Origin of the sequence: Novibacillus thermophilus, assembly GCF_002005165.1 — a bacterium.
Taxonomy (GTDB): domain Bacteria; phylum Bacillota; class Bacilli; order Thermoactinomycetales; family Novibacillaceae; genus Novibacillus; species Novibacillus thermophilus.
Genome location: NZ_CP019699.1, coordinates 1,786,939 through 1,799,356 on the forward strand (window position 1 = coordinate 1,786,939; position 12,418 = coordinate 1,799,356).

Annotated in this window: 10 protein-coding genes and 1 pseudogene; 6 read left to right on the forward strand and 5 right to left on the reverse strand. The window is 52.2% G+C overall.

Going from position 1 to position 12,418, the window contains the following annotated elements; genetic code table 11:
• The first annotated feature begins 223 nt into the window (after positions 1-223).
• The 6 genes and pseudogenes from B0W44_RS08925 (at position 224) to B0W44_RS08950 (ending at position 7,547) form a co-directional block, all read left to right on the forward strand.
• Positions 224-1,912, forward strand: a complete 1,689-nt coding sequence (locus B0W44_RS08925; RefSeq protein ID WP_077719760.1) for a peptide ABC transporter substrate-binding protein — start codon at positions 224-226, stop codon at positions 1,910-1,912.
• Between the two features lie 123 nt (positions 1,913-2,035).
• Positions 2,036-2,965: an ABC transporter permease gene (locus tag B0W44_RS08930; protein ID WP_077719761.1), complete on the forward strand. Its 930-nt coding sequence runs from the start codon at positions 2,036-2,038 to the stop codon at positions 2,963-2,965.
• A gap of 1 nt (position 2,966) precedes the next feature.
• Entirely contained in the window at positions 2,967-3,896 is a 930-nt protein-coding gene (locus B0W44_RS08935) for an ABC transporter permease (protein ID WP_077719762.1), read from the forward strand.
• A 10-nt stretch (positions 3,897-3,906) separates the two neighbouring features.
• Positions 3,907-4,928: pseudogene (locus tag B0W44_RS08940) on the forward strand (ABC transporter ATP-binding protein).
• Positions 4,925-5,902 (forward strand): ABC transporter ATP-binding protein, encoded by a 978-nt coding sequence (locus B0W44_RS08945; protein WP_077719763.1) that lies wholly within the window; start codon positions 4,925-4,927, stop codon positions 5,900-5,902. Before B0W44_RS08940 ends, B0W44_RS08945 begins: the two are co-directional and overlap by 4 nt.
• A gap of 139 nt (positions 5,903-6,041) precedes the next feature.
• Complete coding sequence (locus B0W44_RS08950; protein WP_077719764.1) at positions 6,042-7,547, forward strand: ABC transporter substrate-binding protein; 1,506 nt, start codon at positions 6,042-6,044, stop codon at positions 7,545-7,547.
• 127 nt (positions 7,548-7,674) lie between these two features.
• Here B0W44_RS08950 and B0W44_RS08955 read toward each other — a convergent pair whose 3' ends face one another.
• From B0W44_RS08955 to B0W44_RS08975, 5 genes are all read right to left on the reverse strand, one after another.
• Positions 7,675-7,944, reverse strand: coding sequence for a NifU family protein (locus tag B0W44_RS08955; protein WP_077719765.1), 270 nt, complete (start codon positions 7,942-7,944; stop codon positions 7,675-7,677).
• A gap of 83 nt (positions 7,945-8,027) precedes the next feature.
• Positions 8,028-8,846, reverse strand: a complete 819-nt coding sequence (locus B0W44_RS08960) for a carbohydrate ABC transporter permease (RefSeq protein ID WP_228441615.1) — start codon at positions 8,844-8,846, stop codon at positions 8,028-8,030.
• A gap of 13 nt (positions 8,847-8,859) precedes the next feature.
• Entirely contained in the window at positions 8,860-9,807 is a 948-nt protein-coding gene (locus B0W44_RS08965) for a carbohydrate ABC transporter permease (RefSeq protein WP_228441616.1), read from the reverse strand.
• A 73-nt stretch (positions 9,808-9,880) separates the two neighbouring features.
• On the reverse strand, positions 9,881-11,176 hold the full coding sequence (locus B0W44_RS08970; protein WP_228441617.1) for a sugar ABC transporter substrate-binding protein: 1,296 nt from the start codon (positions 11,174-11,176) through the stop codon (positions 9,881-9,883).
• 43 nt (positions 11,177-11,219) lie between these two features.
• Positions 11,220-12,401, reverse strand: a complete 1,182-nt coding sequence (locus B0W44_RS08975; protein WP_077719767.1) for an ROK family transcriptional regulator — start codon at positions 12,399-12,401, stop codon at positions 11,220-11,222.
• Positions 12,402-12,418: the final 17 nt, after the last annotated feature.

Below are 12,418 nucleotides of genomic sequence, written 5' to 3' on the forward strand. Positions count from 1 at the left end.
CCCCATCGAAAGGACAAGTTTAGTTTCCACTTTTACTGTTTGTTTCCATGTGGGTAATGCTAGAAATAGCTGATGTTATCCACATTCGAAATTCGGGATCATATTCCTTCCGAACGCATTCCTTTCTCCAGCCGCAGCTCGCTTTGCATTTGCGGAGTAGAAGCGTGTTTTTAGGGTTATCGGCAATTTGCCATAACTAAATACATTTAAGGGGGTCGACTTGATGCAAAGAAGCAAATGGCTCATCCTCATGTTTTCCCTCGTGATGGTGACGAGTCTTACACTGGCCGCCTGTGGCAGCGGCGGGACGTCTGGTGATCCGGCCGACGAAGGAACGTCTGAAGGCGACACGGCCACGTCGGAAGAAGGAGCTCCCGATGAAGTTCAGGAGTTGCACATCACGGAGAATCAGGAACCGCCGGACTTAGACAGTGCCAAGTCTACGGATTCGGTGTCGTTCACGATTTTGAACAACGTGAACGAGGGATTGATGCGCTTGGACGAGAACAATGAGCCCGTTCCGGGGATGGCTGAGGGCGAACCGGAAGTGAGTGAAGACGGCCTGACATACACATTCAAACTGCGTGACGCCAACTGGAGTGACGGCACACCGGTGACGGCCCACGACTTTGAGTACGCTTGGAAAAGGGCATTAGATCCCGAGACGGCTTCGCAGTACGCCTTTATTTTGTATTACATAAAAAATGCGGAAGCGTACAACGCCGGCGAAGCAGAAGCGGACGACGTCGGGGTGAAAGCCCTTGACGACAAGACGTTAGAAGTTGAACTGGAGCGGCCTGTACCGTACTTTCTCTCCCTGACGGCGTTTGCGACCTATTTGCCGCAAAAACAGGAATTTGTTGAAGAACAGGGCGACAATTACGCCAAAGAGGACGACGCCTTGCTGTACAACGGTCCGTTTGTCCTGCAAAACTGGGAACACGAAGCCGGTTGGGAACTGGCGAAAAACGAGCAGTACTGGGATGCCGAAAACGTTCAGCTGGATTTAATCACGGTTAATGTCGTGAAAGAGACGTCGACGTCTGTCAACTTGTATGAATCGGGTGAAATCGACCGCACCCAGGGATTAACCTCTGATTACGTCTCCCAGTTTAAAGACCGTGAAGACTACCAGGAAAGAATGGAGTACACTCTGTTTTACATCGTGCCGAACATGAACAACGAGTTTTTGGCCAACGATAAGATTCGCAAGGCGATCGCGAGTGCATTCGACAAAGAAGCCCACGCAGAAGTGATTTTAAACAACGGGTCGGTCCCCGCATACGGCCTCGTTCCGCCGGAAATGCCCGGACCTGAAGGGCAGACGTTCCGGGAAGCGAACGGCGATCTCAAACCTGCCGCCACGGTGGAAGAAGCGAAACAGCTGTTTGAAGAAGGTCTCAAAGAACTTGGCCTCGACGAACCGCCGGCCGTTGAGTATTTGACAGACGATACGGAAGGAGCGCGGCGATCGGCGGAATTCATGCAAGAAGAATTGCGCAAAAATCTCGGTCTCGAGCTGAAGATCAATCAGCAAACGTTCGCATCGCGCCTCGATTTGTCCCGTGAAGGCAAATTCGAGCTCGTTCTCAGCGGGTGGGGAGCTGACTACAACGACCCGCTGTCGTTCATGGATCTGTTCATTACGGACGGACCGTACAACGACGGAGATTGGAGCAATCCAGACTACGACGACGCCATCGAGTTCGCCATGACGTCCAATGACCCTGCGGAGCGGATGCAGCGTTTGCTCGACGCTGAGCCGCTGCTGATTGAAGACGCGGGGATCATTCCCGTGTACTTCCGCGGACAAGGTTACTTGTGGCAACCATACGTCAAAGAGTTGTATCACCATCCTTACGGGCCTGAGTGGAGCTTTAAGTGGGCCTACATTTCCGGTAAAGAACAGTGAGCTGGGCAATAGAGACAGTGTGGAAAGGAGGTATATGTCGCATGTGCGGCATATACCTTCGTCTGTCTCACACAAACTCTAACCGCACTGTAAGTGTTTACATTTTATAAGAGAGGTGAGACGGTGGGACGTTTTATCCTGACCCGTTTTGTGTACATGATCGTCGCTTTTTGGGTCGTCGTCACGGCGACGTTTTTTACGATGCACTTTCTGCCAGGGTCGCCTCTGCAAAACCAAGCGAAACTGCCGGAAAAGATGAGAGAGAGAATAGAGGAGCACTACGGATTAAACGACCCTCTGGCAGTGCAGTACTTTCGCTATTTGGGTGATCTCGCACAGGGAGATTTAGGGCTGTCGTTTAAATACGAAGGGCGCAGCGTGAATCAGATCATCGCAGAGCGCATCGGACCGTCTGCCCAACTCGGTGTACAAGCTCTCATTTTTGGGACTGTTGTCGGGGTCGCGTTGGGGATTCTGGCAGGTTTGCGACAGAATACGTGGATCGACTACAGTTCCATGGCCGTGGCCATCCTCAGCATGTCACTGCCCAATTTTGTGTTGGCGGCGTTTTTGTCGTATTTTGTCGGGGTGAAACTCGGCTGGTTGCCCGTCGCCCTGTGGGAGGGGTTTGAGTACACGATTTTGCCGACGTTAACGTTGTCTGGCACGGTTATCGCCATGCTGGCGCGGTTTATGCGCACGGAGATGATCGAAGTACTCGGACAGGATTACATCAAGACAGCGAAGGCGAAAGGGTTGTCCCCTTCGGCAGTCGTGTGGAAGCACACGATACGCAATGCGATGCTTCCGTCGGTCACGGTGTTAGGGACGATCGCGATTAACATTGTCACCGGCTCACTCGTCATCGAGCAGATGTTCGGGGTTCCTGGCATCGGCGAACAGTTTGTGACGTCCATACTGGCCAAAGATTTGACAGTGATCATGGGCGTGACCATATTTTACAGCGCCCTCTTTATTCTGACGATCTTTATAACAGATGTTCTGTACGGCGTCATCGATCCGCGCATTCGCTTGTCGGAGGTGAAGGCATAAGATGGAAACCCAACCGCGCGTGTACAACTCAGAAGACTTTCAGCCTGCTGACATCACTTACGGGGAACGAGAACGCATCGAAAGACCTCCGACTTCTCTGTTCAAAGACGGGTGGAACCAGCTGAAGCGGAACCGCGGCGCCGTATTCGGTCTGACGATTTTGTGTGCGCTGTTCCTCTTATCCGTCTTCGGGCCTTACATGACGGAGTACACGTATTACGAACAAGACGTTATGAAGACGAACCACTTTCCCAGCAGCGAACACTACTTCGGAACGGATCACCTCGGACGCGACATGTTTGCCCGGGTGTGGGAAGGGACGCGCATCTCGATGTTTATCGCTTTCTTGGCGGCCTTCCTCGACTTAATCATCGGCGTTACGTTTGGCGGCATTTCCGCCTATTACGGCGGCCGGGTCGACAACGTCATGCAGCGGATTATCGAGATTTTAGTCGGAATTCCCAACTTAATTGTCATTATTTTAATGATGATGATTTTAGAAGCGGGCATTGTGGCCATTGCCCTGGCCATGGTTATCACTGGTTGGGTGCCGATGGCGCGGATCGTCCGCGGCCAGATCCTCAAGTTGAAAAACCAGGAATTTATCATGGCGGCCCGGACGCTGGGGGCCAGCCACAAGCGCCTCATCTGGAAGCACTTAATGCCGAACGCCTTGGGACCGATTATTGTCAATCTGACGTTTACCATTCCAACGGCCATCTTTTTTGAAGCGTTCCTCAGTTTTATCGGCTTGGGTCTGCAACCGCCCAATACGAGCCTCGGAGTGATGGTGAACGAAGGCTTTCGACAAATGCGTTTCTATCCGTATCAAGTCCTCATTCCTTCGACAGTGATTGCGCTCTTGATGCTCGGGTTCAACTTGTTGGGTGACGGGCTGCGGGATGCGTTCGACCCGAAAATGAGAAAGTGAGGTGATGGGGATGAGAAAAATGTTGGAAGTGAACGATTTGCGCGTTTCGTTTGAGACGTACGCCGGCGAGGTTCAGGCTGTTCGGGGAGTTTCCTTTGAATTGGACAAGGGAGAGACGTTGGCCATCGTGGGCGAGTCGGGATGTGGCAAAAGCGTGACGGCCCAGAGTGTCATGCGCTTAGTGCCGACACCGCCGGGGCGTTATAAAGGCGGGTCGGTTCTGTTTGAAGGAAAAGACTTGATGAAACTGAAAGAGAAAGAGATGCAATCCATCCGCGGAGCGGAAATATCGATGATATTCCAGGACCCGATGACGTCCCTCAATCCGACGATGACAGTCGGCAAACAGATTGTAGAGGTCCTGATGAGACACCAGAAGGTGAGTAAAGCACAAGCGTTTTCCCGTGCCGTGGACATGTTGAGACGCGTAGGGATTCCGAATGCCAAAGAGAGAGCAGAGCAGTATCCGCACCAATTTAGCGGTGGCATGCGCCAGCGGGTCATGATTGCCATCGCCCTCGTCTGTGAGCCGAAAATTCTCATCGCCGACGAACCGACCACCGCCCTCGACGTGACGATTCAAGCACAAATACTCGACATAATGGTCGAGTTGCAGAAAAAAATTGACACGGCCATCATTCTCATCACGCACGATCTCGGCATCGTGGCCAACGTCGCCCAGCGGGTGGCCGTCATGTACGCCGGAAAGATCGTGGAAACGGGAACACTAGAGGAGATTTTTTACGATCCGAAACATCCTTACACGTGGGGGTTGTTGACGTCCGTGCCCCGTCTGGACAGTGACCGGGCCAACGAGTTGGTGGCCATTCCGGGAACGCCACCAGATCTCATCTCCCCTCCCAAAGGCTGTCCGTTTGCCGCGCGCTGCCCCACGCGATGAAAGTGTGCCAGGAGGAGATGCCGGTGGATACAGAAGTATCGCCGGGACACAGTGTTGCGTGCTGGTTGGAACATCCGATGGCGCCTAATGTCAAGCCGCCTGCGGCTGTCGCGGGAGGAGGAACGAGATGAGCGGGGAGCGCATTCTCGAAGTGCAGAAGGTGAAAAAATACTTTCGCGTCGGAAGAGGCGAGAATCTCCGCGCCGTGGACAATGTGTCGTTTCACGTGCACAAAGGGGAGACGTTCGGCCTCGTGGGCGAATCGGGTTGCGGAAAGTCGACCATCGGCCGCACCATTATCCGGCTTTATGACGCGACAGCGGGAAAAGTACTGTTTAAAGGGCGTGACGTTCACGGGCAAAACCGCCAACAGATGCAACAGTTCCGCCGCGAGGTGCAAATGATTTTTCAAGACCCTTACGCGTCGCTGAATCCCCGCATGACCGTGGAAGACATTGTCGCCGAAGGGTTGGACATCCATCGGTTAGTGGGGAGTAAATCTGAAAGGAGAAAACGGGTGCAAGAGCTGTTGGAGATCGTGGGGCTCAACCCTGAACACTTGAGCCGTTACCCGCACGAGTTCAGCGGCGGGCAGCGGCAACGGATCGGTATCGCCCGCGCACTGGCCGTCGAACCCGAATTCATCATCGCCGACGAGCCGATCTCCGCGCTGGACGTTTCGATTCAAGCGCAGGTCATCAACTTGATGCGCCGGTTGCAACGCGAGAAGGGATTGACGTATTTGTTTATCGCCCACGATTTGTCCATGGTCAAGCACATCAGCGACCGGGTAGGGGTCATGTACTTAGGCCATTTAGTGGAAGTGGCGGAAAGCGAAGTGTTGTACGCAGACCCGCTCCACCCTTACACCCGAGCGCTACTGTCAGCGATCCCAATTCCGGACCCGCACGTGGAGAAAAAGCGGGAGCGCATCATACTGGAAGGCGATGTGCCGAGTCCGATCACCCCTCCCAGCGGTTGCCGTTTTCGCACCCGCTGTCCCCACGCCATGACCATTTGCGCCGAAGCAGCTCCCGAGTGGAAAGAAATTAAACCGAACCACTGGACGGCGTGCCACTTGTACAATGACTCACCGTCGTCTTAAATGCACCATCCCGGGTGACACCGGGTTTTTTTGTGCACTGAAGAAGTCGGCTGAAGGGAGTGCATTTCGGGTCAGTGAGTCATACTCGTCTGCTGGACAAGCATACAATGTGGTAACGTTACGTTAAGGAGAGAACACAATGGACGAGCGAAAGAAACTGTTGTTGATCGTCGCCAGTGTGTTTGTTTGGTCAAGCAGTTTGCTCTTGTGGGGCGGTTGGTGGGTCCACAGGGAGCACGGGTCTGCCGTCAGCGCCCAAGTTGAAAAGAGCAATCCCCGGACAGGCGGTTCCATCAGCATTCCGCTGTATAACGATGTCCCGCGTTCCATTCGGCCCCTTACACCGGAAAACGAAGCAACGGAAACTGTACTGTCTTTCATCTATGAACCCCTCGTGGAAAGGCAGCCAGACGGAACGACGAAAAACGTGCTGGCTGAATCGTGGCAAATGGACGAACAGGCTGGGACAGTGAGCGTCACTCTGCGAAAGGGTGTCAAGTGGCACGATGGCGAGCCGTTGACGGCCGATGACGTCCTCTATACGTACCACAAGTTGGCAGACCCGAATTACAACGGGTCGTACCGTCGACTCGTCCAAGCGATTGCCGGCGTCGAAGACGTTCGATCTGGAAAGGTCAAAACGATTCAAGGCATTACACTAACCGAAGGCGAGGCGCCGTCACTCACCTTTCAACTGGACGAGGCCCCAGATTCGGTCACTGAACTGTTGCAAATTCCGATTGTTCCCCGTCACCTTCACGCAAGTTCTGACGGTGAGCCGGAAACGACACACTTGATCGGAACTGGGCCGTACCGCATGGCCGAAAGGTCGGAGAAATCCGTCATCGAACTGGAAAGGTTCAGCCAGTATTGGGATGAAGCACCGTCTCTCGACGAAGTGACGTGTCGCACGATGACGTTAGAGGAAGCTGTGACGCAGTTTAAAGAGGGGAAACTGGACGTTTTGCCCCAAATGGATGCGACGAACGCTCCAGCGGTACGCGATGGGTTAGACGTGTCCCCCCTGCAGAAAACGGGAGACGTTTTTCACTATGTTGCCTTTAATCCAATGCAAGACTTGTGGCAAGATGCTACTCTCCGGGCTCAAATGGGACACGTGATTGACAAACAGCAAATTGTCAAACAGTGGTTAAAAGGGTTCGGCGAAAAAATCGACACACCGCGGGGGATGCAAGTTGAGCGGGCGAAAAAGGATGAGGTGGAACAGGCGCTGAAGGCACTCAGAGAAGAGGAACTAAGTTTACACTTCACGTCCCAATGGGTGGAGCGGGATGGGTTGGCAGCTCAGTTGAAAAACCAGTGGGAAGCAGCCGGACTGACAGTGGAACTCGTCGAGCATGACCATGTGTCAAAACTGGCCAAAGCTGTTCAAACGGGAGACGCCGACCTGTTCTTAATGACGGACTGGGTGAGAGTCGAATCGCGTGCCCTCCTCGACTGGTGGGAAGAAGACGACTTGCGACAGTGGACGAGCTTGTCGACGAATCAACTGACAACGCTGCTGAGAGAAGCTGCCGAGGCAGAAGGAAAGGAGCGGGAACGGATCATGCTCCAATGGAACGAGCAGTTTGTTGAAGAAATGCCCCTAATCCCCTCGTGCGTCCGAAAATGCTCTATTTTGTAAACGACCGGTTGCACGGGGTGAAGGGGGAACATTTTCGACCCGACAAGCTGTACGTACGCGAATGGTGGGTAGAGGAAAAGGGATAACCAAAAACAGCTCCTGATCCAGGAGCTGTCGTCGATGCGATTTACAACACTTGTTCGACTTCCTTAATACCTTCCACTTCTTCCATGAGTGCGCGCTCGATGCCGGCTTTCAGCGTAATCGTGGAAGCAGGACAGCTTCCGCACGCTCCGAGCAACCTTACTTTGACGACGCCGTCCTCTACGTCTACCAGTTCCACATCGCCGCCGTCACCCTGAATAAAGGGGCGCAATTTATCCAGTACTTCTTGCACTTGTATCATTTGTTCAGTCGAAGACACTGTTAACCGCTCCTTCCACTTGTATCGCGTCATCCGATACACCCAATGTGCGACCGATCCTACGTCTTTCTTTATTGTACTCGATTTCCCCGCTGTTGACAATTGGTGTTTCGCTATTACTTCATCCCCGTCAATGTAATGCCTTTGATAATGTGCCGCTGCAAAATGAAAAATACGACGAGTAGAGGGACGACCGTCACGGTTGCGCCCGTCATGATCAGATGCCATTGGGACTTGACTTCGCTGGAAGCGAAAAAGGAAAGGCCGACGGGCAACGTCCGCAGCTCGGGGGACTCGATCACGATTAGCGGCCACAAGAAGGCATTCCAGTTGCTGAGGAACGTAAAGATGGCCAAAGCCGAAAGGGCTGACCACACTTGTGGAACCGCAATTTTAAAGAAAATCATATACTCGTTCATGCCGTCAATGCGCGCGGCATTGAGAAGGTCGTCCGGGATAGTTTCCATGAACTGTTTCATTAAAAACACTCCGAATCCAGTCATGAGACCGGGAAAGAGAATGCCCCAGTACGTGTCTGTCCAGCCCAGTTCGGTGCTCATCATGTACCAGGGGATAATCAGCATTTCTGTCGGCACCATGAGCGTACTCAGTATCGCGATAAAAATGATGGATCTGCCGACAAAGCGAAATTTCGCAATAATGTAGCCGACCAGTGTGTCAAAAAACGTGACGCTTACGGTCGTCAAGACGGCGATGACGATACTGTTCAAAAACCACCTCAAAAAGGCACTCTCTTCCATGATCGTTTTGTAGTTTTCCAAGGTCGGGTGTTCGGGAATGAGGTTCAATGTGTAAACGTCCATTGGAGACTTTAACGACGTTGAAAACATCCAGATGAACGGAAACACCATTACGACAGCCCCGATCGAGAGTAAAGTGTAAGTCAGTAGGTTGCTTGCGGTAGACCGGTACACCGTTTCTTCCCCCCTAGTAATCAAATTTCTTGGTCAACACTTTCATCTGAAACAGTGTCAGGGCGAGGATAAACAGGAACAACAGTACCGTCGCAGCCGCTGCCATCCCCATGTCAAACTGCCTGAACGCCAGTTGATAAATGTACACGACAACGGTGATGGTGGAGTGGAGAGGACCGCCAATGCCGTCAGAACTCATGTTGATGACTTGTGTAAAAGAGACTTGAATAAAATTAATGCTGCCAATTACGGCTGAAAAGACAATCGTCGGATTGAGGAGGGGAAGGGTGACATATCGCAATTTCTGCCACGCACTGGCGCCATCGATCACGGCTGCCTCGTAGTACAGCTGTGGAATGTTTTCCAAACCGGCGAGAAAAATGACCATCTGGAAACCGAGGGCTTGCCAGATCATGACGCCGATGATGACGAAAATGGCCTGGTCGGGTGAATTGAGGAAAGGCTGAGGGTCCATCCCCATGTTCACCAGGATATCGTTAACGAATCCGTTCTCCATTAGAAGCCATTGAAAGACCCAGCTCACGGCAACAATGCTCGTCACGTACGGAATGAAGTAAATCGTTCGAAACAAACCGGAAAAAAGGCGAACTCTATGTAAGAGAAGGGCGACTGCGAAACCGAACACGAGTTGGCCTAAGACGCCTAACACAATGTAAAGGAACGTGTTGTACAGCGATTTGAGGAAGACTTCGTCCTCAAACAGCGCTCTGTAGTTTTCCAAACCGATGAAAGCAGGGTCTTCGGGGGAAAGAATGTCCCACTCTCGGAAACTGACATTAAACGTGAAAAAGGTCGGGAATAGGCGAATGCAAGCGTAGAAAACAAGAGGGATCAACAGACATGAATAGACGAACACGTATTTTTGGTGCTTGAGCTTTAACTGAAACCGCCGTGGGCGCCCTTTGTTCGTCTGTTTTGTGGAAAGATGGGGTTGTGTCAACCGTGCACCTCCTTTAATTACCGTCATCCTGGAAGGACCTTGCCAAATGGCCTTTGGCAAGGTCTAAAGCGTCTCACTGTTTTCCTTGCCAATAGTCGTCGTACAGTACTTGCGTCTTCTGTACGAGTTCTTTAAAAGCTTCTTCCGGGGATGCGCCTTCGAGTAAAACTCTGTCGGCCGCTTGCATAATCAGGTCCCGTTCTCCCATTTCGTCAACAGAAAAATGGGAGACGGCATACGGGAGTTGTTCGATAAACGGACCGTATATGTCGTCTTCGACATACTTGTCTTGCATGGCAACAGACTCTTTGGCAGGCAATTCGCCGATTTCGTCCGTCCACTTTTCCATGACTTCATCACTTGTCAAAAACTGGAGAAACTTGACCGACGCCTCCAGTTTTTCGCCATCGACCCCCGCTGTAACGCCGTTACTCCAGAAGGAAGCACTCGTGGACTTTTCGTCTTGGGCTGGTAGCGGAGCAATACCGTAATGGAGGTCAGGCGCTTCCTCCTGTAACGTTCCGATGCGGAAGGAGCCGTCTACGTTCATCGCAGCTTTTCCTGTTGAAAAGGCCGTGATGTCGTCTGTGTAGAAACCCAGTTTCGACGTGCCCAGTTCTGTCGGGAAACTGATCCAGTACTTAAACGCTTCAAGTCCTTCAGGTCCATCTCCCCAAACGACCGTTTTACGGTCATCGCTTAAGACGCGCCCGCCCGCTTGGTACGTCAAACCGTCACGCAACCAGTTGTTTCCCTGTTGACCGGGTTCCCACGCTAATCCCGACTGTTCGAGACGATTACTGCCGTCCGTTTTGGTCAGTTTGACAGCGTATTCCGCCAGCTCATCCCACGTTTCAGGCGGAGAGTTCGGGTCAAGGCCCGCTTCTTCGAACAAATCTTTGTTAAAGAACAGTGCGAGGGTGCGAACCGCTGTCGGTATGGACCAGTATTCACCGTCAAGTTTGACTGCTTCGACCAGTGGAAAAAACTCACTCTCTATTTTTTCGTGGGGAAATGCATCTCGTGGCAACGGTTGCAAGTACCCGGAATCGACGTACTGCGGGACCCAGCCGTGAAACAGATTGATCACGTCCGGTCCTTTACCTGCGGGCACTTGAGCCGCGACCTTTTCGTTAAACTGCTCGTAAGGGAAAGTGGTTTGCTTGACTTGAATCCCTGGGTTTTCCGCTTCAAATTCTTCAATCAATTCATTTATCAACTCGACTTTGGCATCGAAGTGATACTGCCAGTACTCAATTTGAACGACATCCGCATTCTCAGTGTCACCGGTCGTTTCTTGGCCGCCGGAGCACGCGGTGAACGCGACAAAAACGGCTAGACTTAACAACCACCTTTTTTTTCTCAACACCGATATCCTCTCCTTTGAGTGATTTGGTGAAGTCCTTTCTCTTCTACGGTTTGAGCGGAGAATCGTGTTCCCTCAAACATAGGGCAGCAGCGCCTATGAGCGACACGTGTTCCAAATGTGTCACGTACACATCTGTCACAAAAGGGAGGTGCTTTTCGATGAACCCTCGGATTTTCGGAAGGAACCAAGCGCCTGATTTGGAAATACCACCTCCTAACACGACACATTCGGGGTTAAACAGGGCGATGACGTTGACAAGGGCGACCGCAATGTGGGAGACGGCTTCGTCGACAGCGTTCAGTGCCAGTTCATCCCCTTGCATCGCGGCCTGAAAAGTGTCCTTCGCTGTCCACTGGCGCCGTTCAGGTTGTGTGTCGGCCATTTTTTTGACGATAGAAGGCCCGCCGACGTGGCTCTCTAAAAAACCGTAACCGGAAAAAACGGGATCGTACGCCTCTGCTCTCTTTTTGTCTGTGATCATATACCCGATTTCACCTGCGGCGAAAGACGAACCCCGGTACAGGCGACCGTTCAGAATAATGCCGCACCCGACACCCGTTCCCAGTGTGATCAAAATGACGTTTTGTTTGCTTTTGGCCGCACCTTTCCACTGTTCACCGAGCACGGCGACGTTCACATCGTTGTCAACGTAGACAGGTAAGGGGAGCTGTTCGCTTAAACGATCTCTTAAAGGGTAGTTTTTCCACCCGAGGCTGGGGGCTTCAAAAACGGCTCCGTTGCGTACATCCGTGATGCCGGGAACTCCGACCCCGACAGCCATAATATGCTTGTGAGACAAACCGCACTTTTGTATCAGACGGGACACTTCGCTGCTTATAGCCGATGTGAAGTCGTCTTGCACATACTCTTGCGTGGAGAGCTGTTTCAAGGAGACGAGCTCCCCTTCGAGGTTCATGATTCCGACGTCCGTTGACGTGCCTCCGATGTCGATGCCCACGATGTATTTAGCGTTACGGTTGAAATACAGGCGGTACGGTTTTCTACCGCCTGACGCGCTGGCAAATGTGCTTTCCTTCTCGGTTATCCAGCCTTCCTTCAACAATTCTTCGACGATATTTGAAACCGTCGGTTTACTAATATTCAGGGCCTTTGAAATACTTGCCCGGGATTGCCCTTCAGAGTCTCGAATATACGTGAGCACCTTTTTTTTGTTTAAGTACTTTAAGTAGTTTGGGCGTGCGTGTGTGTTGTCGTGAGTGATCATGCGTACCTCCTCTCAGG